The organism is Amycolatopsis sp. NPDC041971, from assembly GCF_055588925.1.
On sequence record NZ_JBVJCE010000018.1, the window covers coordinates 176,935 to 199,725 of the forward strand.

A 22,791-nucleotide genomic window follows, 5' to 3' on the forward strand; every position below is an offset into this window, starting at 1 on the left:
GGGTTCGCGAGAGTGCAGGGCAAGATTCAGTAACGGTGAAAATTGCCTACTGAAGTCGGGTGGGCGGGCCGATAGGTTTTTGCGGCGAGGCCGAACCATCGCGCCGTCAAGGGCACGGCGCGGCGCCGGGGCTCACCGTCGGGGGTGTGTTCGAGCGGCAGGCAGGTTCGAAGTCAAGGCCTCGAGTGAGGGCACGTACTCATGAACAGATCCCGCGTACCCCGGTGGGCCATCCGCTCATCGGCCGCGGTCTTCGCCGCACTGCTCGCGACGTCCGTGACCGGGGCGACGGCAGCCGCACAGGATGTCCCGCTCGCGGACGGCGTCACGCCGGCGAAGATCGACCGTAACGGATTCCAGGGGAAGGTCGAACCGAAGCTCAAGGCCGCACAGGGCAAGATCACCGCCTTCGTCGAGCTGGCCAAGCAGCCCGCCGTCGACGCCTTCAACGCCGAGCAGAACAAGGGCGCCGGCAAGGAAAAGGCCAAGAAGGCCGCGAAGGACGCCAAGGCCGACACCGTCGCGACGGTGAACTCCGTCGTCGGGCAGCTCAAGGCCGCCGACGCAGGCACCCAGTTGGTCACCCAGACCTCGAACGCGGTCGCCGGCGCGGTCGTCACGGCCGACGCGGCGAAGATCCGCGAGCTGGCGAAGCGGCCGGACGTCGTCTCGGTCAAGAAGGTGGTCCCGAAGACCCGCACGAACTCCAGCGCGGTCCAGCTGACCAACACGCTCGCGTCGTGGCAGCAGACCGGCCGCTACGGCGACGGCATCCGCGTCGGCGTGATCGACGACGGCATCGACTACACCCACGCCACCTTCGGCGGCCCGGGCACGGCCGAGGCGTACAAGGCGATCAACCGTGACCAGGCCACCCCCGCCTTCCCGACCGACAAGGTCGTCGGCGGTATCGACCTGGTCGGCGACGCCTACGACTCGGGTAGCGACGATCCGGCACTCAACACCCCGAAGCCCGACCCCAACCCGATCTCGTGCGGCCACCACGGCACGCACGTCGCGGGCACGGTCGCCGGCTTCGGTGTGGACGAAGCGGGCAAGACCTTCACGGGCGACTACAAGAAGCTGAACAAGAAGAAGATCGAAGCGATGCAGATCGGCCCGGGCACCGCGCCCAAGGCCCTCCTGTACGCGATCAAGGTCTTCGGCTGCGACGGCTCGACCAACGTCACCTCGCAGGCGCTCGACTGGTCGCTCGACCCGGACGGCGACGGCGACTTCACCGACCATCTCGACGTGGTCAACCTGTCGCTGGGCGGCGACTTCGCCACCCCGGACGACCCGGACTCGCTGTTCGTGCGCAAGATCGCCGCGAACAACGTCGTGCCGGTGTTCTCCGCGGGCAACGGCGGCGACCTCAACGACGTCGGCGGCGCGCCGGGCAACACGCCCGAGGCGCTGACCGTCGCCAGCAGCCGAGACGCGTCCGTCCTGCGCGACGCCGTCGAAGCCGTCGCTCCCCTCGGTGTCAAGGGTGCGAAGACCGGGCAGTTCAGCCAGAACTACGCGGCCTACGACACGCTCGACGTCACCGCGCCGGTGGTCACGCTGTCGGCCGACAACGCCGCCGGCTGCAAGCCGTACTCCGAAGCCGACAAGGCCAAGGCCGCGGGCAAGATCGTGTTCCTCGAATGGGACGACAACGACGCGACCCGCGCCTGCGGTTCCGGCGCCCGTTCGAACAACGCGCAGGCAGCCGGCGCCAAGGGCGCGCTGTTCTCGTCCACGCTGGAGCACTTCTCGGCCGGGATCGCGGGCAACGCGGCCACGCCGACGTTCCAGCTGACCGGCGGCGCGACCGCCTCGGTCCGCCCGGCGCTGGCCGCCGGCACGCTGCAGGTCCGCATGACCGGCAAGGGCCGCGTGTCCGTGCCGACCACCGACCAGTCCATTGTGGACACCCCGAGCTCGTTCACCTCGCGGGGCGGGCGCGGCCCGGCCGTCAAGCCGGACGTCGCGGCGCCCGGTGACTCGATCTCGTCCGCGCTGAGCGGAAGCGGGGCCGGTCGCCTGGTCATCTCCGGGACGTCGATGGCGGCTCCGCACACCTCGGGTATCACCGCCCTGATCCGTCAGGCGCACCCCGATTGGTCCGTCGAGGAGGTCAAGGCCTCGGTCATCAACACCGCCGGTCACGACATCCGCGACGCCTCCGGCCGCACCTACGGCCCGCAGCGCGTCGGCAGCGGCCGGATCGACGCGAAGGCCGCGTTGGACAACCAGGTCCTGGCCTACGTCGTCGACAACCCCGGCTTCGTCTCGGTGAACTTCGGTGTCGTCGAAGCGGGCGGCCCGGTCACCCTGACCAAGACGGTCAAGGTGGTCAACAAGGGCATCAAGCCGGTCGAGTACTCGGTGGGCTACGAAGCCGTGAACTCGCTCCCCGGTGTCGAGTACACAGTGGACAAGCCGACGGTGAAGCTGAGCCCGCGCGGGATCGCGCTGGTGAAGGTGACCCTGAAGATCGCCGACCCCAAGGCGCTCCGCAAGGTCATGGACCCGACCATGGCGGCCACGCAGGCCGGGCTCGCCCGGCAGTTCGTGGCGGACGCCTCCGGCCGGATCGCGTTCACCCCGAAGAGTGGCACGGCCGTTCCGCTGCGGCTCTCGGTGTACTCCGCGCCGAAGCCCGTCTCGGCCATCAACACCCCGGGCAACGTCAACTTCGGCGCGGGCCAGAACCAGGCCGTGCTGAACCTGACCGGCAAGGGTGTGGACCAGGGCACCGGTGCGCAGCGGTACCGCTCGCTGATCAGCGTGCTCGAGCTTCAGGCGGAATCGCCGCAGCTGCCCGAGTGCGACGGCGACGTCACCACCGACTGCACCCTGAACCAGACCGCCAAGGGCGCCGACCTGCGCTACATCGGCGCGGCGTCCACGGCCCCGCTGGCCAAGGCGCAGGGTGAGCCGGAGAACGCGTTGCTGGCCTTCGGTCTCACCACCTGGAGCGACCTGGCCAACCTCGGCAGCAACACCTCGCCGTTCGTGGACATCGACACCACGGGCGACGGACAGCCGGACTTCGAGACCTATGTGACCAAGGTGACGGCCACCGACGTCCTCGTGGCGGTCACCGTGGCGCTGAAGCCGGGCTTCCCGCAGGTGGACATCCAGCCGATCAACGGCCAGCTCGGCGACGTCGACACGAACGTGTACGACACCAACGTCGCCGTGCTGCCGGTGAGCATCGCCGCGCTGGGCATCGACCCGAACGCCGCGTCGCACAAGATCAGCTACACGGTCGGGACCTCCGGGTTCTACGCGGCGCCCGGTGCGGACTCGTCGACGATCGACTACGTCGGCACGCCGCTTTCGTTCGACGCCTTGGCTCCCGCGTACACCGTCCAGGGCGGCGGCGACTCCGCGCTGGGCTACGTCGCGAAGCCGGGCACGGCGCTGGTGGTCAACCGCAACGCGGCCGCGCAGGACACCGTGCTGGGCCTGCTGGCGATCGAGCACCACAACGCCTCGGGCAACCGGGCGACCGTGGTGAAGATCCAGGCGAACGCCGGCAACGGCAACGCGGGCGCCGACCGGCCGGGCAACGGCGGACGGCACACCGGACGTCAGCCGATCGGTGTCGGCTGACGCGGAAGTGCGGTAATCCGCGTTCGATGAGGTGAGGGACGCCCTGGCGGCAGGTTTTCGCCAGGGCGTCCCTTCTTGTATTCACTCTTTCGGCTGTCTCGCTCTGTGGGAGATTCCGGCATAAGGGTGGTGCGGCTACGGCTACCGGGCTACGGCCGGTAACCTTCCGCTGCTGGCGTTTTCTTGCGGATGGGCCATCCGGACTGCCGGTGGCCTGGTCTACGGAGGTGTGTGGATGCGGCTCGCGGTGATCCCAGGAGACGGGATCGGGCCCGAAGTGGTCGCCGAGGCGCTCAAGGTGCTCGGTGAGGTCGTACCTACGGCGGAGATCACGAACTACGACCTCGGCGCCGCCCGGTGGCACTCCACCGGTGAGCTGCTCCCGGAGTCGGTACTCGGTGAACTCCGTCAGCACGACGCGATCCTGCTGGGCGCGGTGGGCGACCCGACGGTGCCGAGCGGCATTCTGGAGCGTGGGCTGTTGCTGCGGCTCCGGTTCGAGCTCGACCACCATGTGAACCTCCGCCCCGCGCGGTTGTACCCGGGGGTGCGCGGCCCGCTCGCCGACTCGGGTGAGATCGACATGGTCGTCGTGCGTGAAGGCACCGAAGGCCCGTACGCGGGCAACGGTGGTTTGCTGCGCAAGGACACCGACCACGAGATCGCGACGGAGGTCAGCGTCAACACCGCGTTCGGCGTCCGGCGCGTGGTGACCGACGCGTTCAACCGTGCCGAGGCGCGGCCCCGCAAGCATCTGACGCTCCTGCACAAGACGAACGTGCTGGAGTACGCGGGCTCGCTGTGGTCGCGGATCGTCGAAGAGGTCTCGTTGGAGCACCCGGAGGTGACCGTCGCGTACTCCCATGTGGACGCCGCGACCATCCACCTGGTGACCGACCCGTCCCGCTTCGACGTCGTGGTGACCGACAACCTGTTCGGCGACATCATCACCGACCTCGCGGCGGCCGTGACCGGCGGCATCGGGCTGGCGGCGAGCGGGAACCTCGACATCACCCGGCGGAACCCGAGCATGTTCGAGCCGGTGCACGGCAGCGCGCCGGACATCGCGGGCCAAGGTCTCGCCGACCCGACCGCCGCGGTGCTTTCGGTCGCGCTGCTGCTGGACCACTTGGGACAGAAGGAAGCGGCGCGGCGGATCGAGGCCTCGGTGGCCTTCGACCTCGCGACCCGCGACCAGGCGTCGCCCGGCGCGACGCACGCGATCGGTGACCGGCTGGCGGCCCTGGTGTCGTCGAACGTGCGCCCGGTCACTCACTAGTTCCCACGCGCGCCATGAACGGTCCTTTCCTTGCGAATTTCGCCAGGAAAGGACCGTTCCTTGCATTCGGGGATCACTGTGGCGTCTCAGCGAATGGGAAATTGCGCCCGGCTTGTGGACCCTAGGCGGGCCGTGTGCCATGATGCGTCCGTGACCTCCTGCACCATCATTATCGCCGAGCGCGCCGGATAACAGCTCCACAAGAGCCCCCGGCGCGCAACCTCTCGCACCCATGCGGGAGGTTTTTTTGTTGCCTGAACACGTTTTGCCACCACCATGAGGAGTTCCCCCGTGACTCGCACGGAGCCCGCCGGCACACCGCTCGGCGACGCATTCCACCTCTACGACACGACGTTGCGCGACGGTGCGCAGCGCGAGGGGATCTCCTACTCCGTCACGGACAAACTGGCGGTGGCGAGGCTGCTCGACGATCTCGGGGTCGGGTTCATCGAAGGCGGATGGCCGGGCGCCTTGCCCAAGGACACGGAATTCTTCGCTCGGGCCGCTTCCGGCGAACTCAAACTCCGCCACGCCGCGCTCGTGGCCTTCGGCGCGACCCGGAAGGCGGGCACGAAAGCGAATCAGGACACGCAGGTTCGCGCCCTGCTCGACTCCCAGGCGCCGGTGATCACACTGGTGGCCAAATCGGACTTACGCCACATCGAGCGGGCGCTGCGGGTCGACGTCGGCGAAGCGTGCGAGATGGTGCGGGACACCGTCGCGTTCCTCGTCGGCGAAGGACGTCGCGTCTTCCTTGACGCGGAACACTTTTTCGACGGCTACGCGTTCTCCCCGGACACCGCGTTGAAGGTGCTCGACGCGGGTGTGAACGCGGGCGCCGACGTCGCCGTGCTGTGTGATACCAACGGCGGCCGCCTGCCGCTCGGCCTCGCGGAAACCGTCCGCGAGGTCAAGGAAAGGACCGGATTCCGGCTCGGAATCCACTGCCAGGACGACACTTCCTGCGCGGTGGCGAATTCCGTCGCCGCCGTGCAGGCCGGCGTGACGCACGTCCAGTGCACCGCCAATGGTTACGGCGAACGGGCGGGTAACGCCGATCTGTTCGCCGTGACGGGAAATCTGGTGACCAAGCTCGGAATGGAGGTGCTCCCGACCGGAGGCGCCGCCGAGCTCACCCGGGTCTCCCATGCTCTTGCCGAGATCGCGAACATCGCCCCCTACACCCACCAGGCGTACGTAGGGGCGTCGGCCTTCGCCCACAAGGCGGGACTGCACGCGAGCGCGATCAAGGTGGATCCGTTGCTGTACAACCACATCGATCCAGCTTCTGTCGGCAATGACATGCGGGTACTGGTCACCGAGATGGCCGGCAGGGCCAGCCTGGAGCTCAAGGGACGTGAGCTCGGGGTCGACCTTGCCGGCCAGCCCGAGGCGCTGACGAGCGCCATACGCAAGGTGAAGCGGCTGGAATCCGAAGGCTGGTCCTTCGAAGCCGCGGACGCTTCACTGGAACTCCTGCTGCGGCGGGAGGTCGACGGCCCGCAGAGCGACGTCCTCGACGAACCGCCGTTCGAGCTCGAGTCGTACCGGGTCGTGCTGGATCACCGGTCCGACGGAGAGGTCGTCTCCGAAGCGACGGTGAAGGTGCACGTCGCCGGGCAGCGCGTGATCGCGACCGCCGAGGGCAACGGCCCCGTGCACGCGCTCGACGCCGCCCTGCGCGAGGCGCTCAGCCCGTATCTGTCCTGGTTGGACAGTGTCGAGCTGGCCGACTACAAGGTGCGGATCCTGCCCGGCCACCCGGGCACCGACGCCGTCACCCGCGTGCTCGTCGAGACCAGCGACGGCGAACGGGAATGGACCACCGTCGGCGTGCACGGCAACATCGTCGAAGCGAGCTGGCTCGCGCTGTGCGACGCGCTCGTGCACAAGTCCCTCTCCGAAGGTCGTGGCTGAGGAGTCGTACAGTGGGGGAGTGCGTCTAGCCCGAATTGTTCATCCCGGTGGTGTCGCGTTCGCTTCGATCGAAGGGGACGGCGACGACGCCCAGGTACTGGAAATCGCCGAGCACCCCTTCGGCAACCCCAACTTCACCGGCAAGCGCTGGCCGCTCGCCGACGTCCGGCTGCTCGCGCCGATCCTGCCGTCGAAGGTGATCGCGGTCGGCCGGAACTACGCCGAGCACGCGGCCGAGTTCGGCAACGAGGTCCCGCGGGACCCGATGCTGTTCATCAAGCCGTCGACCACGGTGATCGGCCCCAACGCGCCCATCCGCCGTCCGCGCGGCGTCGGCCGCGTCGACTTCGAGGGCGAACTGGCGATCGTCATCGGCCAGCCGGTCAAGAACGTGCCCGCCGCCCGCGCGGCGAGCGCGATCCTCGGCTACACCGTGGCGAACGACGTCAGCGCCCGTGACCTGCAGAAGTCCGACGGCCAGTGGGGCAGGGCGAAGGGGTTCGACACCTTCTGCCCGCTGGGCCCGTGGATCGAGACCTCGCTCGACGCGGCCGACCTCGCGCTCAAGTCCGAGGTGGACGGTGTGCTCAAGCAGGACGGCCGGACGTCGGACCTGGTGCACAAGATCCCCGAGCTGGTCGAGTTCGTGTCCGGCGTGATGACCCTGCTGCCCGGCGACGTCATCCTGACCGGCACGCCCGAGGGCGTCGGCCCGATCGAGGACGGCCAGTCGGTCTCGATCACCATCGAAGGCATCGGCACGCTGACCAACCCGGTGCAGGAAGTCTGACCCGAGTGCTATGAACGGTCCGTTACTTGCAAAATTTGCAAGTAACGGACCGTTCATAGCACTGGGGACCTAGCCACCGGCCGGCTCCATCGCCCGCCGCGCGAAGGCGGGGGCGTGCTCGGGCCGCAGGCCCAGGCCCAGCAGCCGTGCGGGGACGTAGGACAGCACGGGAAACCGGCTGAACAGCTTCACCATCATCGCGGGCGGGCCGTTGCGCCTGCCCGCCATGACCGGCCCCATGACGTTCTTGTGCAACATCCGTTGCAGCCCCTGCACCAGCATCGTGGGCGCGAGACGGCGCCTGCGGACCTTCGCCAGGTCCGCCACCGACGGCCTGCCCCGGCGCAGCGGTTCGGCGAGCAGGGTGGCGGCCGCGACCGCGTCCTGCACCGCGAGGTTGACGCCGACCCCGCCGACCGGTGACATTGCGTGCGCCGCGTCACCGATGCACAGCAGCCCGTCGAGATGCCACTTCCGCAGCAGGTTCATCTTGACGTCGAGGAACTTGACGTCGTCGGTCGTCTTCAGCTCGTCCACGCGGTCGGCCAGCTCGGGAAGGATCGCGGCCACGTTCTCCCGGAACGCCTCGATGCCTTTCTCGCGGAGGTCCCCGCCCTTGGGGCTGAGGTAGGCGATCTGGAAGTAGCCCTTGCGCGGCAGCGGCACGGCGAAGCGGCGGTCCCGCATCTTCGGCGTCAGTACGCCCTCGAGTTCGCCGTCCCGTCGCGAGATCCGGAACCACCACGCGTCGAACGGGATGGGGTAATCCTTCGTCATCAACCCGGCCTCCCGCCGGGCCTGCGACCAGCGGCCGTCGGCGGCGATCACCAGGTCGGCGCGCAGTTCGCCGGTTTTCCCGTCGGCGTCGCGATAGCGGACCCCGCTCACCCGGCCCCGTTCCAGGATCAGCCCGGTCATCTCGGTGCTCTGCCGCAACGTGAACGTGGGCTCCTTCGCGCCGGCGTCGGCGAGCAGGTCCAGGAAGTCCCACTGCGGGACCATCGCGATGAACGGATGCGCCACCTTCAGCCGGGTCAGATCGGCCAGGCGCATCATCGTGCCGTCGTCGGTGGGGAAACCGGCGTAGGAGATCTCGCTGTGCGGCAGGCTGAGGAATTTCTCCCCGAGGCCCAGTTCGTCGAGCAACGTCAACGTCGACGGGTGCACGGTGTCGCCGCGGAAGTCCCTCAGGAAGTCCTTGTGCTTCTCCAACACGGTGACCTCGACCCCGGCCCTGGCCAGCAGCAATCCGGCGACCATGCCCGCGGGGCCACCGCCGACGACCACGCAGTTCGTGCGTTCGCTCATCCGTCCCACCCCTTCGAAACCCTTATTCATCACTTGTTGAATAAGCTCAGCATGCACCTGTCCGGCATGCGCGTCAAGCGCCGTCCGGGCGGATGCCCTGTTCGGGCCATGTCCTGGGTCTCACCGGTCCGCATGAGCTTCCCGGCGGTGGACAGGGATTGTCCAAAAAGGACCTATGGGGGCCGTGTGACAGTCCCGGAAGGACAGCGATCGTGGAAATACCCTTGTGGACGGTCCGTGTCTCAAGCCGCGTAAGGATTTCGTCGTCGTCACGCGGTGTGCGCGCCGTGGATCGGATGGGAGGGCGGGCATCGGCAATTCACCCGGCCGGCCGTGCTACTCGTTGTCCGGTAACTAAAAAACGTCATCTCACCAACTGGGAGTAGAGTGCCCGCGCCGGAACAGAGCAGCCTTAATCACCTCATCGGCAGAGTCGCGATCGCGCTGGGTGCCCTAGCCTCACTTGGTGGATTTCGCTCTCGTGCCCCGGACCCCGTCACGAACCACGCCGGACGTTCCGGAAGGAGCCCCGTGGGAGCCCCCGGAGCTGCGGTTGGTGTGCCTCGACATCGATGACACGCTGATCGACTGCACGGCGGCGATCCGCCTCAGTCTGCGCGCGCTCACCGGCCAGAACGATCTCTGGCCACTGTGGGATCTCATCACCGAAGAGCACGTCGCGCTGGTGGTCGCGGGCCAAATCGATTACGCGACCATGCATCACAAGCGTACTGAATGTTTTCTCGCCGAGATCGGCATTCTGGCCGACGAAGACCAGGTCAACGGCTTCGAAAGACGCCGTCGTGAAATTCTCACCCGTTCGTGGCAATTGTTTGAAGATGTCCTCCCATGTCTGGAATGGCTTCGTGCCGCCGGCGTCCTCGTCGCGGCCGTCACGAACGCCTCGGGCACGCATCAGCGCAAGAAGATCGCCGACCTCGGACTCGCCCGGTTCTTCGACCACGTGGCCATCGCCGGTGAACTCGGAGTAGCCAAACCGGACCCGGCGATGTTCCACTCGGTCTGCCTCGGCCTCGGCTGCGACCCGGCGCAGGCCGTCCACGTCGGCGACAAGCTCGACACCGACGCCATCGGCGCACGTGACGCCGGGCTGGGCGCCGTCTGGCTCGATCGGGACGGCATCGCCGAGCGTGCCCCGGCGGGCGTGCACACCATCTCCGGCCTCGACGAGCTGCCTGAGCTGCTGGTTTCCGAGTTCGCGAAGCTCGGCGTCCCGGCTCAGCGCGCCACGGAGACCCCCGCTTTCACGGTGCGGAACAGCGTGCTCTAGTATTCTTTCTCGTGCGGCACCGAGCCGGTCAAGATCGGCACGGTACCTCACTGGGGTATGGTGTAATTGGCAGCACGACTGGTTCTGGTCCAGTTAGTCTAGGTTCGAGTCCTGGTACCCCAGCTGGAGAAACTCTTCGGAGTGAAACACAGAGTGACCCCCCTGCGAAGGAGGGAAACCCGGTCTGGTAAGTTTCTCCGCAGCAACACAGCAGGTGAACAACTGAAAACCTCCTCTCAGAGGAGGAAGATCCTAGCCCCCGTCGTCTAGCGGCCTAGGACGCCGGCCTCTCACGCCGGTAGCGTGGGTTCGAATCCCATCGGGGGTACGTACAGCTTCCATCCAAGAAGTCCCGACCGAATCGGTCGGGACTTTTTGCGTTTCGGGGGAAGTCATCGGCGTGGCTGATCCTTTCTGCGGTTACAGCTGTTTCGGTAGTTGAACTGGAGATGCGGAGTTCAGGTCTGACGACGTGGCCTTCGGTGGCTGCTTCTTGTCTTCCGTGTCGAGGCGGGCGATCGCCGCCAGAGCCGTGGTCTTGTCGTCTTCGAGCTTTGTGCTTGCCGCGGAACCGAGTCCTGCCACCGGACCACTTCAGCCAGTTGCCGTTGGAGGCTTTTTCGACGCTCTTGGGCGGCGCGGTCGTCCACTGTGGCCAGGTCGGCTTCGACGATATTTCGCCGAGCTGGGCAGAAGGGTCGGTCGACGCAGAAGGCTGATACGGCTTCGAGTAGTTCATCCTCGCGGAGCCGGAGGGCTGCCGAAAGCACGGCGTGCGGCGGCCCGGCGGTTCTTGCCAGGAAGACCGCGCCGCGGAAGACGTACGTCCGTTCGGTGTGTGTGCAGCGGCAGTACGGAGCGGGACTGACGGTCGGGAATGATCTGGTCGACCGGAGCCCTGACCCGACCGTCAACCTGTCGGTACGGGGTATTCGTGCCGCGGCCCGCGGGACCTTGTCCACTTTGGATCCGGCGGATCCGCGGCACTCGACGACGCGTACACCGAGCTGCTGAGTTGGCTTAGTGGTGACGGCTTACCCCGGTCTCGAAGACCAGCTTCAGACGTTCGCCGATTTGCTACGCCGCCGTGGTGGCCAGGACGATCTCGCGGGCAGCAGGCAACTCGGTGTGGATGCCCTGGCGAACGCGGGCCGGCGCGTGTTGCCGCATGCCGCGAACACGAGTCCTTCGGTCTCGGCGCTGCTGACGGGTGAAGTCGAAACCAAAGCCATCCGAGACTCGTTCTACGCGGAGGTGTGTTCCTGGGAGGAACGGGGCAACCACCACGGCGCTGGGTTCCCGCGCCGGAAGGCCCGGGTAAGCCGTCCGAAGTGCTCGAACATCCGCGAAGCCCGCTGCGGCTCGTGCAGCTGGCCTGCCACGCTGTCGCGAATATGCGGGAGCCGCGTGAGAACCGATCCGGCCGAGAGAGCTGCCTACGTCAGATGGTGTCGTGGGTGGCTTGTGGCCCGGCGGGCAGGAGGCAGGCGTAGCTCGCGGGGAGCAGGTTGACGAAGGTTCCGTTGGCTCCGGTGCAGATGTTGCCGGCTTCCTGGACGCGGCGGTTGGCTGGGTTGAGGGGGTTGAAGACGCAGACGTATCCCACTGGGTTGACGGTGAGGGACAGGACGCCGCCGGTCGTGTTGCACAGTTCGGTGGCGTTTCCGGTGCTCGAGCCTGGGCCCGAGGTGGGTGGTGTGCTGGTGTTCTCGCAGCCGGCGTGGATGTCGGGGTCGGGCGCGGGTCCTTGGCAGGTGTCGATGCCGTCGCCGCCGTCGAGGCTGTCCTGGCTGCCGTCGTTGGAGGCGCCGATGAGGGTGTCGTTGCCCGCGCTGCCGGAGATGGTGTCGATGTCCAGGCCGCCGGCGAGGGTGTCGGCCCCGGTGCCGCCGGTGATGGTGTCGTTGCCGTCACCGCCGTTGACCGTGTCGTCGAAGTCCGAGCCGGTGATGGTGTCGTTTCCGCCGTTGCCGTTGATCGTCTTGGCTGGGTTCGTGCCGCCGCAGTCGATCGTGTCGTTGCCGGGAGTTCCGGTCACGACCGTACTGGTCTGGGTCACGCCTGGGCTGACGACGCAGTTGACGGCGGCGTGGGCGGTCAGCGGGGTAGCCGCCCACAGGGCCGGGGCCGCGAGGGTTCCGGCCAGCATGGCGACGATTGCCCGGCGGACCGGATTCTGCTGAAATCTCATGTTCTTCATTTCCCGAAACACAATTGAGTGAGGACTCGCACAGGCGCGGTGCGCCGGCGGAATAGAAGTGCGCCGCTGTGCGGTCGAATTGTCGACGTTCGCCTCGTTCGCACAAAAAACCTCGGTTCGTGATCTTGAACCGCGATCTTCACGGATATGTCACGTCACCGAGGTCTAGGGGTACAAGAGGCAAGTTACTCCGGCGGTGGCGGAAACCGATACGGGTGTACCTCGAATGCGCGTGCACCGTCCGGAGTCGACACGAGACCGTGTCGTCCACGCTCGGCCGAGTTCGGCATGACGGCCGTCGCCGGCCGACGGAGTTCGGCGCGACGTCATTTCTTGCATGCCTGGGGAAACAAGGGTATCGAGGCTTCACCTCATCCGCCCTCGGTCATCTGGATTTTCCGGTGGGGTTCCCGGGGATGTGCGATACCGCGGGACGTCGGCAGTCGCGCCGGATTGGCGAAGGGTCGAACGAGTTCCGTCGGTTTGTCTTCGGTTTCGAGCCTGACGTGCGGCGAAAGTGTTGTATGCGGCGGGTGAGAGGGCGTCTCACGGCGGATATGGCCGACGGTCGACGCCGGTCGCGATCGCTGGCATCCGTGGGTTTGACGGCGTATGGGTGACTAGCCACGGTTGCGCTTGCAAACCCCGGTGAAGGGGCGAAGGGTCGGTCATGTCGAGGGTGTTGGTTTGTCCGGTCCCCTTCGAACACGGCATCGGGCAGTGACCCCAGTCTTTCGGTCACCACGCCACCTCGCAGGTTCGTGGCATCAGTCCCGGATCCCTTATATCCCTTGGAAGGTTGATCATGAGATCGACAGCGCGTATCAGTACGGCGGGCCAGGTCGGCCGGGTCCTGATCGGTGTGGGCACCGCGGCGGGGTTCGCCCTCGCGGTTCCCTCACAGGCGTGGGCGCTCCCGCCGGGGTGCACCCAGAGTGGTGCCAACTTCACTTGTACCGCTGGGATTCCCGCCGGTCAGGTGCTGGACGGCACCACGGGGAACAACATCATCACCATCACCGGCGGTGCCGTGAACGGGACTGTGAACGGTCTTGCCGGCAACGACACGATCAGGGTGACCGGTACCGCCGGGTCCTTGGGCGCCAACGGCCCTCCGGGTGCGGCCGGTAACGCGGGTACGCCCGCGGGCACCGCGGGTGGCAACGGCGGAGCGGGAATCGTCGGTGGTTCCGGTGTGGGGACGACCGGGGTCATCAACGCCGGTGACGGCACGGACAGCGTCACCGTCCTCGGTGGTGCGGGAGGCAATGGCGGGAACGGCGGCCAGGGCGGGGCCGGCTTCGCCAGCGGTGCCGGTGGTGCCGGAGGTAGTGGCGGTGTCGGCGGGATCGGTGGTGCCGGTAACGCCGGGAACGTCACCGGCGGCGTCGGCAGTGACACCGTCGTCCTCACCGCGGGCAGGGGTGGCAACGGCGGTCTCGGTGGCCTCGGTGGCAACGGCGGCGGTGTCGCCGGTGGTGCGGGTGCCGGGGGTATCGGTGGCGCGGGTGCGGCCGGTGGTGTCGGGAACTCGGGAGCCTATAACGATGATCTCGTCGATCCCGGGCTCGACAACGTCACCGTGAACGGTGGTGCCGGTGGTACCGGCGCGGCCGGTGGCGTCGCGGGCTGCGGCCATGGTGGCGGTGCCGGGGGCGTCGGCGGCGCCGGCGGTGCCGGTGGCGTGGGGAACTCCGGGACCGTCAACGGTGGTGCCGGTGTCGACACACTCAAGTCCAATGGCGGGCTCGGCGGCAACGGTGGCGTCGGTGGCAAGGGCGGCAACGGCTCCGCATCCGTCCAGCCCGGCGGCGCCGGCGGTGTCGGCGGTGCGGGTGGTGCCGGTGGGATCGGGAACTCCGGCACTCTCACGGGTGGAACCGGTATCGACAGCATCACCGCCACCGGTGGCAAGGGCGGCAACGGTGCCGTCGGCGGTAACGGTGGCACGGGTTGCAGTGGCCCCGGTGGTCCTGGTGGCATCGGTGGTGCCGCGGGTGCCGGCGGTCTCGGGAACTCCGGGACCATCAACGACGGGGCGGACACCATCGCCACGCCGTCCGGCGCGAGTGGCCTGGCGGGCGGCAACGGTGTCGCCGGAGTCAACAACGGCGGCGTCTGCACCTGCTGACCAGTGAACTCAACGGCGGCGACATCACCGGCAACGCCGGGGATGTCGCCGTCGGCAAACCGGCAGCCGGCACGTAAACGCGTTGTCCGTCAACGCTTTTCAGGATTCGCGCGCCACCGGCGGACTCCATCGCAGTCGGGAGCGCGGTGAGAGCTTCTTCTGACAGGCTCGCGGCGAACTGAAGGTGTGCGGCGGCGTCAACCGGCATCTGATGCCCGGAGATGAAGATCAAGGCGGTTTCGAGGTCCCCGGATGAGCCGATCGCGAAGCGGTTCGTAGGTCTCTGAGGCGCGGTCCTCGGAGCGGTGGACGTCGACTCGCCCATGGGCCGGACCGGCCAGTGTTCCTGACACCGCGGGCGGTCTGGCCCTCATTCTGACTAATGCGTGGACATCTATCCGCAACCGAGCTGTCATAGGTGGGCTCCCGACCCGATGTTCTTCGCGTGGGCAGGAGGGGCCGCGGTGAGGACGGATGTGCCCGTCGCGGCGACGATGTCGTCGGCGGTGACGTCGGGTGCGGTCTCGATCAGCTGGAGCCCCTCGTCGGTCACGTCGAGGACACCGAGATCGGTGATGATGCGGTTGATGCACCGGCGGCCGGTGAGCGGCAGGGTGCACTTCTCCACGATTTTGGGGCTGCCGTCGCGGGCGGTGTGTTCGGTGAGGGCGACGACGTGGCGTGCGCCGTGGACGAGGTCCATCGCGCCGCCCATGCCTTTGATCATTTTTCCGGGGATCATCCAGTTCGCGAGGTCGCCCTGGCCGGAGATCTGCATGGCGCCGAGGATCGCGGTGTCGATGTGGCCGCCGCGGATCATGGCGAACGATTGCGCGGAGTCGAAGAAACTGGCTCCGGGGAGCGTGGTGACCGTTTCCTTCCCGGCGTTGATGAGGTCGGGGTCGACCTCCGATTCACGGGGATAGGGGCCGGTGCCGAGGATGCCGTTCTCGGAGTGCAGGACGACGTGGACGTCTGCGGGAATATGGTTGGGAACGAGGGTGGGCAGGCCGATGCCGAGGTTGACGTAGCTGCCGTCGGCGAGTTCGGCGGCGGCGCGGGCGGCCATCTGGTCGCGTGTCCACGGCATCAGTCGGTGGTCCTTTCACTGGTGGTGCGGCGTTCGATGGGTTTGTCCGCGGCTTGTTCGGGTGTGAGTGCGACGACGCGCTGGACATGGATCCCCGGTACATGGATCCGGTCGGGGTCGAGGTCACCGGGTTCGACGAGTTCTTCGACTTCCGCGATGGTGATGCGCCCGGCGGCCGCGGCCAGCGGGTTGAAGTTGGCCGCCGACCGGCGGAAGACCAGGTTCCCGTGCCGATCCCCGCGATAAGCGTGTACCAGGGCGAAATCGCAGGTGATGGCGCGTTCGAGGACATAGTCGCGGCCATCGAACACGCGGGTCTCGCGAGGCGGGGACGCCACCGCGACCGTGCCGTCCTCGGCGTAGCGCCAGGGCAGCCCGCCGTCGGCGATCTGGGTGCCCACACCCGCGGGGGTGAAGAACGCGGGAATGCCCGCGCCCCCGGCGCGTAACCGCTCGGCGAGCGTGCCCTGGGGGATGAGTTCGACCTCGAGTTCCCCTGCCAGGTACTGACGGGCGAATTCCTTGTTTTCGCCCACATAGGACGCGACGACCCGTGCGACTCGGCCGGATTCCAGGAGGACGCCGAGTCCCCGTCCGTCTGTGCCGCAGTTGTTCGACACGAGGCTCAGCATGGACGCTGTCGTGCCGTGTACGGCCTGGATGAGCGTCTGGGGTATGCCGCACAGCCCGAAGCCGCCGACGGCCAAGGACGCTCCGTCGTGGACATCGGCCACGGCCTGTGCGGCGCTGGACACTACTTTGTTCATGAGGGAAGGCCACTCCTCTACCAGTGCGAAGTGAAGACACGGACCGGGGTGACGATGGCGGGTACCTCGCACCCCGGCCCGTGGAACGGTGCTGCGGCGACTCGTTACGCGCAGGTCGTGTCGAGGATGTAGAAGTTCGGGCCGGTCTCACGCAGCTTGGTCGTTCCACTGGTGATGTTCAGGCCGAGATTCTGCTCGGAGCCGTTGGCCAGGGCAGTACCGAACCGGTCATGTGCCCGGCCTGCCTGCACGTGCCCGTAGTTGGACGCCGAGAAGCAGGCCCCGGGGGTGGTCGTCGGAGTGGTGCTGGTGGGCGGTGTCGTCCCGGTGGTGGGGACAGGAGTTCCGGTCGGGCGGCCCTCGTGGGTCGTGATGAACGAGCGCATCGCGGCGAGCGCGGTGCTGTTCTTGATGATGGTGAAATGGTCCGGTGCCCCGGCCCCGGACATCAGGTGGTTCTCGTCGGCACCGGCGAGTTTGGCGGTGTCATAGGGGGCCGCGTTGGTGTCCTTGACCGACCGCACGGTCATATAGGCGACCTTGTCGTTGAACGGCACCTCGGTCCCGGCGTTCAGTTCCCGCAGGAACGGGGAATTCGCGCTGCCGAACTGCTGGCAGGAGACGTAGAACTGGCAACCATTGTTCGTGGTCCCGTGCTGCGGGCCGGCGAATCCGATGTACTGCGACACCTTGTCCCCGCCGCCGAGGTTCTTGATGTAGTACCGGGCCGCCAGCGTGGACGCCGACCAGGTCGCCAGTACGACCTTGGCGGCCCCTGTCTGGGAGCGCACCTGGTCGACCTTGGTGCCGAGTTCGCGGGCGGCGACGGCGAGGTCCTGGGTCATTCTGCTGCTGTCGGTCCAGGTGAACAAGATGTTCGACGGCCACCCGTTGGACTGCAGATTCGACTTCATCGTGTCCATGTTGGCCGTGGTGCCGGTCATCCCGGGAATCATGATCACCGGGTCGTGTGCGGCGGCGGCATCGGTTTCGGCACTGGCCGGACCTGTGCTCAGCGCGAGCGCGGTGGCGGCCACGGCGACCAGGGCGGCGGAGCCCGCCGCGAAAAGCCGAGTTCGACGGCTCGGAAGATTTCGCGCCGAATGGGAAGGGTGCGGATTCGCAGGCATCGTTGCCTCCATGGTGTTACAGCACTGCGCGAGACGGGAGAGATGTTCGCGGCCCCGGCGGTGGGGAGTCGGTGCTCGAGGTGGCAATACTGTAGGGACAAGGCACCCCGGTAGCGGTATGTGCAAACGTCACACTCTTGCGTTGCCACGGATGTGTCACCCGTCGCGTTGTCTCACCGGGGGCGGACAAACCGATGGCGTAACCCCGGGTCCAGACCCCCGTCACCGGCTGATTTCTCATCCAAGGAGTGACAGAGGCACACTGCCGAGGAGCCAGAAGTGTGTTGCCCGCATATTTGTCCGGTGGTCCGGCACCCATAACGTGGTGCTCACTCACCGCTCACGGTCGAGCCATCACCGACAGGTCACCGCCCCGCACAGAGCGACGTCACCTCGGTGACGCTCCGGTAACCGGGCTTCTTACGCCGTGCGCCAGTCAGGTTCGCGAACCCATTCTGAAGGAAGTCGTTCAGTGACCCGTTTCGGTATCATCGGCGGCGGTCTCATGGGCCACGGTATCGCCGTCGCCCTGGCTCAAGCCGGCCACCAGGTCGGTGTCTTCGACATCGACCCCGCCATCCTGGCGAGTCTCAGTGACCGTGTCGGCCAGGCGCTGTCGCGCATCGGGGTCTCGCCCGAGCGGGCCGGCACAGTGCGGGATCTGATCGTGCCGGTCGCTTCGCTGCCGGAGCTCGCGCGGCAGTCGGAGATCGTCGTGGAGGCGGTGTCGGAGCGTTTGGCGGTCAAGCATGACGTGCTGGCCGCCCTCGAATCCGACATCGCGCCGGACACGCCGGTCTGGACGAACACGTCGGTGCTGTCGATCAGCAAGGTCGCCCACGCGATGGCGCACCCTCAGCGCCTGGTCGGAGTGCACTGGTGGAATCCTCCCTATCTGATCCCCCTGGTGGAAATCGCGCCAGGCGCGGACTCCGACCCGGATGTCGTCAAACACGCCTACGACCTGATCACGTCGCTGGGCAAGACCACCGTCCGGCTGCACCGGGACGTACCGGGGTTCATCGGGAACCGCCTGCAGTTCGCCCTGGTGAGAGAAGCCCTCTACCTGCTCGACGAGGGCGTGTGCGAGCCGGAGACGATCGACACGGTCGTCCGCGCCAGCCTCGGGCTGCGCTGGGCCGCCGTGGGCCCCATGGAGAACGCCGACTACATCGGACTGGACCTCACCCGCGCGATCCTGGCCAACCTGGCACACGACCTGTCCAGCCGGACGAACTCGTTCCCCACCCTTGACCAGCTCCTCGAGCAGGCCCGCACGGGCCGCCCCACCGGGAGCGGACTGCTCGCCTGGCCGGACGGACGCGGCGACGAGGTGGCCGCGCGACTGGAAGCCGGGATCCGCCGAGGACTGTCCGCGAACTGACTCGCCACCTCGATCATCGAAGGTCACACTGTCCACAAGGCGTGGTCGAACGCGCGGCGGGACGTGCCGCCGCTCATCAGGAGGATCGATGCGGGCGAAAGGTGAATCCCTGCTTCAGCTGTTGCAGCAGGACGCGGACATCAGTGCCTTCGACACTGCCGTGACGCGGGCGCGGGCGGCGAACCTGGCCCCCGGCGAACTCGCCGAGGTCGAGCGGGAACGCGCGATCGCGCTTCAGCTGCGCGAGACCCTCATCCGGCACCGCCGCAACGAAGCCGAACTGCAACTGCTCAACGACACGGCCAACGATCTCGCGTCGATCCGCGACCTCGATTCGATCCTGCAAGCCATCGCCGACCGGGCCCGACGGCTGCTGGAATGCGACCTGGCCTACATCAGTCTCAGCGACAGTGACCGCGGCGACTGCTTCATCAAAGCGGCCTCCGGGAACGTCTCCGGTTTGCTGGTCGGTCTGCGCCTGGCTCCCGGCTGCGGACTCGGCGGCATGGTCGCCCGCACGGGCGAGCCCTACAGTGTGGCGTCCTACCGGCGGGACAGCGCGCTCACGCATACCGAGCCCGTCGACCGGACGGTCGCCGCCGAGGGAATCGAATCTCTCCTCGGTGTCCCCGTGAAGCTCAAACAGGAAGTGATCGGTGTCCTGCTCGCGGCGCACCGTGCGGTACGGACGTTCAGCAGCCGCGACATCAACGCGCTCAGCATGCTCGCCAACCACGCCGCCGTCGCGATCCAGAACTCCCGGCTGCTGACCGCCGCCCAATCCGCGGTCGAGGATCTGCGTGTCGCCAACTCGACCATCGGTTCCCACGTCGACGACCTGGAACGCACCGCCGAGGTCCACGAGCGCCTGACGAAACTGGTCATCCAGGGCAAGGGCGTCGACGAGGTCGTCCAAGCGACCGCCGCCGCGGTCCCCGGTGAGGTCGTGGTCGTGGACGAACACGGCGTCGCGATCGCCACCTCGGGCGAAGACGGCGACGCGCCGCTGGCGGAGCTGGCGGAAATCGGTGTCGAGGCGCGTCGGTCCGGTCATACCCTCGTGCGGGGCCATCTGTGCGTCGTGCCGATGATCACCGAGTCCGAGCCATTGGGCACCATCGTCCACGTCGGCCCGTCGACCGTCAGCGACACCGACCGGCGCATTCTGGAGCGGGCCGCGCTGGTCGCCGCGCTGGTCCTGGTCACCCGGCGGCGAATGGCCGAAGCCGAAGCGCGGGTCCGCGGCGAACTGCTCGGCGAACTCCTCACCCGGCAAACGCAGGACTACGACCTGCTGCGACGCCGTGCCGCGATCCTCGGCGTCGACCTCGACACCTGTCACGTCATGGTCGTCGCTCACTTGGAAGGCCCCGCTCGCGAGCGGATCTATCCCGCCATCGCCGCGCTGGCCCGCCGCTTCCGCGGCCTGGCCACCCACCACCACGACGCCGTCGTCCTGCTGGCGCCCGGCGACGAACCCCGCGCGGTCGCCGGCGCCGCCACACGCGAGCTGGCGCGGGCCTCTCGCCACCGGGTCACCGCCGGCGTTGCCCGGGTGCCGCGCCCCACCGCGATCATCGCCGCGCACGACGAAGCCGCCCGATGCCTGCGCGCCCTGCTGGCCCTCGGCCGCCACGGTGACACAGCCGAAGCCGGCGACCTCGGTTTCGTCGGAACCCTGTTCAACGGCCGCCCCGACCTCGGCGGTTTCATCAACGCCACGATCGGACCGATCCTGGACTACGACCGCGTCAACCGGACCGAGCTCCTGCACACCCTCGAAGTCTTCTGCGCCACCAACCACAACACCCGCAACACCGCGCAGACACTGCACTTGCACCACAACACCGTGTCCCAGCGGCTCAGCCGCATCAGCCACCTCATCGGCGAAACCTGGCGTCACGCGGATCAATTGCTGGAGATTCAAGTCGCCTTGCGCCTGCTGAGGGTCACTGGCGCCACGAGCACTACGACCAGCGCCGGCTCCGGCGAGGCGTGAGGTAGGTCCGCTCCGCGATCTTCGACTCGACGCGCACGGCTCGTGGAGGTCGCACTCGCGGTGTCACCAACGGGCAGGCGTGGGTGGCAGTCGGTCAGAAACACACCGCGGGTGTCACACCTGAACAGGCGGTGACCGGATCCAGTGTGCCGCGCGCACATCGCGGTGAGTGGTCGTTGCTGCCTAGCCTGATGCCCGCGCCAAGGTACGAACGATGGAGGTCGTCATGAAGGTCTTCCGGACAGCCGCGGTGGTGACCCCGTTGCTCGCCACGCTCGTCATGCCGCTCGTGGCACACGCTCAGCAGTCCGCGTCCGGGCATTGCGCCGGCCTTGGGGGTGTCGAAATCCCCGCTGCCGTGATCGGTCTGCCCACCTCCGGCGCGCAGGTCACCTCGACCCGGCTGGTCGCCGGCACCGCGACCATCGGGGAACACTGCCTGGTCGATGCCGCGATCCGGCCCGTGGACCCGGCCGCCCCACGGATCGAGATGCGGCTGGCCTTGCCCACCCAGTGGAATCGTGACGCGCTGATGTTCGGTGGAGGCGGTTACGACGGCACCATCCCCAACGTCGCCGGCAACGTCCCTTTCGGACCCGCCGATCAACCCGTACCTCTTGCGCGTGGCTACGCCGTCTTCGCCAGTGACTCCGGGCACCAGGCCACGCCCGGGTTTCCGCCGAGCACCAGCCTCGACGGATCGTTCGGCCGCAATGACGAAGCGGTGCGGAATTTCGCCGGCGACGCACTGAAAAAGACCAGGGACACGGCCGTCCATCTCATCGGCGAGCGTTACGCGGGCACGCCGCCGGAACACAGCTATTTCGCCGGAGGCTCCACCGGCGGCCGGGAAGCGCTCGCCGTCGCCCAACGCTGGCCCACCGCGTTCGACGGGGTGATCGCGGTCTATCCCGCGTGGAACGCCGCCAGCCTCGATCTGTTCTTCGGCTACGAGACGCGGATCTTGTCCCGGCCAGGTGCCTTTCTCAACCCTGCCGAGCAAGCCCTGCTCTACCGCGGCGTCATCGCCGCCTGCGACCGCCGTGACGGGCTGACCGACGGCGTCGTGTCCAATCCGGACGGTTGCCGTTACAACCCTTGGCTCTTGCGCTGTCCCGGCGGGAAGGACACCGCGGACACCTGCCTGTCCGACATCCAGATCAACGCGGTCGTACGGATCTCCTCGCCGTTGCGCTGGAACTACCGCCTCGGCAGCGGGGAGCGCGGCTACCCGGGATTCCCATTCCTGTCCGGAGCCAAAATGAGCACGCCACTGCTCGGCATGGGAACTCAGGCACCGGCCCACCCGATGCCGACGACAGCCGGATACGGGCCTCAGTTCTGGGACCAGTGGGCGCGGTACTTCGTCACCCGGGACCCCTCCTTCGACTCCCTCACCCTCGACCCGCGTGCCCCCGGCAAGTGGAAGCAGCGGATCAGCGACCTGTCGGAACTGCAGGACGTCAACGATCCCGATCTGCGTCCCTTCGCGCGGGCAGGCGGCAAGTTGCTGATGCTGCACGGCGCCGCCGACGAACTGGTCAGCTCGCGTTCCACCGCCGAATACTTCGAACGCGTACAGCGGACCGTCGGACGTCCGGCCACCGACCGGTTCGCCAGGTTCTACGTCGTGCCCGGCGCCAACCACGTCAACGTCGGCGCGGCCTTCGCCGCCGGCTGGGACTCGCTCACCGCCCTGGAAACCTGGACCGGACAAGGGAAAGCACCCACCCACCCGGTGGTCACCGACGTCAACGCCTCGGCAGGCCAGCGCACCCGACCCTTGTGCCAGTACCCGACCTGGCCCCGCTACACCGGCGGCGACCCGGACAACGCCCGCAGCTTCACCTGCCAGAACTAACGACACTTCAGCCGCAGCAGCGAATTACACCCTTCCCA

The 22,791-nt window shown here is 67.6% G+C and carries 14 protein-coding genes and 2 tRNA genes; 11 read left to right on the forward strand and 5 right to left on the reverse strand.

Annotated elements, in window-relative coordinates; all coding sequences use genetic code 11:
- Positions 1-201: 201 nt before the first annotated feature.
- The 4 genes from ACZ6DT_RS31085 (at position 202) to ACZ6DT_RS31100 (ending at position 7,592) form a co-directional block, all read left to right on the forward strand.
- Positions 202-3,606: a S8 family peptidase gene (locus ACZ6DT_RS31085; RefSeq protein WP_465602035.1), complete on the forward strand. Its 3,405-nt coding sequence runs from the start codon at positions 202-204 to the stop codon at positions 3,604-3,606.
- 235 nt (positions 3,607-3,841) lie between these two features.
- Positions 3,842-4,885: a 3-isopropylmalate dehydrogenase gene (locus tag ACZ6DT_RS31090; protein ID WP_465602037.1), complete on the forward strand. Its 1,044-nt coding sequence runs from the start codon at positions 3,842-3,844 to the stop codon at positions 4,883-4,885.
- A 291-nt stretch (positions 4,886-5,176) separates the two neighbouring features.
- Positions 5,177-6,802, forward strand: a complete 1,626-nt coding sequence (gene cimA, locus ACZ6DT_RS31095) for a citramalate synthase (protein WP_465602038.1) — start codon at positions 5,177-5,179, stop codon at positions 6,800-6,802.
- A gap of 19 nt (positions 6,803-6,821) precedes the next feature.
- Complete coding sequence (locus tag ACZ6DT_RS31100; RefSeq protein WP_465602040.1) at positions 6,822-7,592, forward strand: fumarylacetoacetate hydrolase family protein; 771 nt, start codon at positions 6,822-6,824, stop codon at positions 7,590-7,592.
- A 69-nt stretch (positions 7,593-7,661) separates the two neighbouring features.
- Here ACZ6DT_RS31100 and ACZ6DT_RS31105 read toward each other — a convergent pair whose 3' ends face one another.
- Positions 7,662-8,900 (reverse strand): FAD-dependent oxidoreductase, encoded by a 1,239-nt coding sequence (locus ACZ6DT_RS31105; protein ID WP_465602042.1) that lies wholly within the window; start codon positions 8,898-8,900, stop codon positions 7,662-7,664.
- Positions 8,901-9,456: 556 nt separating this feature from the next.
- Between ACZ6DT_RS31105 and ACZ6DT_RS31110 the strand changes: the two genes are divergently transcribed.
- The 3 genes from ACZ6DT_RS31110 (at position 9,457) to ACZ6DT_RS31120 (ending at position 10,519) form a co-directional block, all read left to right on the forward strand.
- Positions 9,457-10,191 (forward strand): HAD family hydrolase, encoded by a 735-nt coding sequence (locus ACZ6DT_RS31110; RefSeq protein ID WP_465602083.1) that lies wholly within the window; start codon positions 9,457-9,459, stop codon positions 10,189-10,191.
- 51 nt (positions 10,192-10,242) lie between these two features.
- A tRNA-Gln gene (locus ACZ6DT_RS31115) sits at positions 10,243-10,314 on the forward strand.
- A 132-nt stretch (positions 10,315-10,446) separates the two neighbouring features.
- Positions 10,447-10,519, forward strand: a tRNA-Glu gene (locus ACZ6DT_RS31120).
- Between the two features lie 1,113 nt (positions 10,520-11,632).
- On the opposite strand, the gene ACZ6DT_RS31125 is transcribed toward ACZ6DT_RS31120, so the two are convergent.
- Positions 11,633-12,382, reverse strand: a complete 750-nt coding sequence (locus tag ACZ6DT_RS31125) for a calcium-binding protein (protein WP_465602044.1) — start codon at positions 12,380-12,382, stop codon at positions 11,633-11,635.
- Between the two features lie 814 nt (positions 12,383-13,196).
- On the opposite strand from ACZ6DT_RS31125, the gene ACZ6DT_RS31130 reads away from it, so the two are divergent.
- Complete coding sequence (locus ACZ6DT_RS31130; RefSeq protein ID WP_465602046.1) at positions 13,197-14,522, forward strand: hypothetical protein; 1,326 nt, start codon at positions 13,197-13,199, stop codon at positions 14,520-14,522.
- A 412-nt stretch (positions 14,523-14,934) separates the two neighbouring features.
- Here ACZ6DT_RS31130 and ACZ6DT_RS31135 read toward each other — a convergent pair whose 3' ends face one another.
- The 3 genes from ACZ6DT_RS31135 to ACZ6DT_RS31145 form a co-directional block, all read right to left on the reverse strand.
- On the reverse strand, positions 14,935-15,612 hold the full coding sequence (locus ACZ6DT_RS31135) for a 3-oxoacid CoA-transferase subunit B (protein WP_465602047.1): 678 nt from the start codon (positions 15,610-15,612) through the stop codon (positions 14,935-14,937).
- Positions 15,612-16,379, reverse strand: coding sequence for a CoA transferase subunit A (locus ACZ6DT_RS31140; protein WP_465602049.1), 768 nt, complete (start codon positions 16,377-16,379; stop codon positions 15,612-15,614). The genes ACZ6DT_RS31135 and ACZ6DT_RS31140 overlap by 1 nt, the downstream gene beginning before the upstream one ends.
- Positions 16,380-16,483: 104 nt before the next feature.
- The gene (locus ACZ6DT_RS31145; RefSeq protein ID WP_465602051.1) at positions 16,484-17,509 is read right to left on the reverse strand and encodes an esterase/lipase family protein; all 1,026 of its coding nucleotides are present in this window, start codon (positions 17,507-17,509) and stop codon (positions 16,484-16,486) included.
- A gap of 472 nt (positions 17,510-17,981) precedes the next feature.
- On the opposite strand from ACZ6DT_RS31145, the gene ACZ6DT_RS31150 reads away from it, so the two are divergent.
- The 3 genes from ACZ6DT_RS31150 (at position 17,982) to ACZ6DT_RS31160 (ending at position 22,753) form a co-directional block, all read left to right on the forward strand.
- A complete protein-coding gene (locus ACZ6DT_RS31150; protein WP_465602052.1) occupies positions 17,982-18,893 on the forward strand; it encodes a 3-hydroxyacyl-CoA dehydrogenase family protein in 912 nt (303 codons plus the stop codon).
- An 88-nt stretch (positions 18,894-18,981) separates the two neighbouring features.
- Positions 18,982-20,892 (forward strand): helix-turn-helix domain-containing protein, encoded by a 1,911-nt coding sequence (locus ACZ6DT_RS31155; protein ID WP_465602054.1) that lies wholly within the window; start codon positions 18,982-18,984, stop codon positions 20,890-20,892.
- Positions 20,893-21,106: 214 nt separating this feature from the next.
- Positions 21,107-22,753, forward strand: coding sequence for a tannase/feruloyl esterase family alpha/beta hydrolase (locus ACZ6DT_RS31160; protein ID WP_465602056.1), 1,647 nt, complete (start codon positions 21,107-21,109; stop codon positions 22,751-22,753).
- The last annotated feature ends 38 nt before the right edge of the window (positions 22,754-22,791 follow it).

Excerpts from the sequence above, each read along its gene's own strand:
- ACZ6DT_RS31125 (WP_465602044.1), bottom strand. The coding sequence starts at position 12,382 with ATGAGATTTCAGCAGAATCCGGTCCGCCGGGCAATCGTCGCCATGCTG.
- ACZ6DT_RS31140 (WP_465602049.1), bottom strand. The coding sequence starts at position 16,379 with ATGAACAAAGTAGTGTCCAGCGCCGCACAGGCCGTGGCCGATGTCCAC.
- ACZ6DT_RS31090 (WP_465602037.1), top strand. The coding sequence starts at position 3,842 with ATGCGGCTCGCGGTGATCCCAGGAGACGGGATCGGGCCCGAAGTGGTC.
- ACZ6DT_RS31145 (WP_465602051.1), bottom strand. The coding sequence starts at position 17,509 with ATGCCTGCGAATCCGCACCCTTCCCATTCGGCGCGAAATCTTCCGAGC.
- ACZ6DT_RS31085 (WP_465602035.1), top strand. The coding sequence starts at position 202 with ATGAACAGATCCCGCGTACCCCGGTGGGCCATCCGCTCATCGGCCGCG.
- ACZ6DT_RS31135 (WP_465602047.1), bottom strand. The coding sequence starts at position 15,612 with ATGCCGTGGACACGCGACCAGATGGCCGCCCGCGCCGCCGCCGAACTC.
- ACZ6DT_RS31105 (WP_465602042.1), bottom strand. The coding sequence starts at position 8,900 with ATGAGCGAACGCACGAACTGCGTGGTCGTCGGCGGTGGCCCCGCGGGC.
- ACZ6DT_RS31130 (WP_465602046.1), top strand. The coding sequence starts at position 13,197 with ATGAGATCGACAGCGCGTATCAGTACGGCGGGCCAGGTCGGCCGGGTC.
- ACZ6DT_RS31160 (WP_465602056.1), top strand. The coding sequence starts at position 21,107 with ATGGAGGTCGTCATGAAGGTCTTCCGGACAGCCGCGGTGGTGACCCCG.
- ACZ6DT_RS31155 (WP_465602054.1), top strand. The coding sequence starts at position 18,982 with ATGCGGGCGAAAGGTGAATCCCTGCTTCAGCTGTTGCAGCAGGACGCG.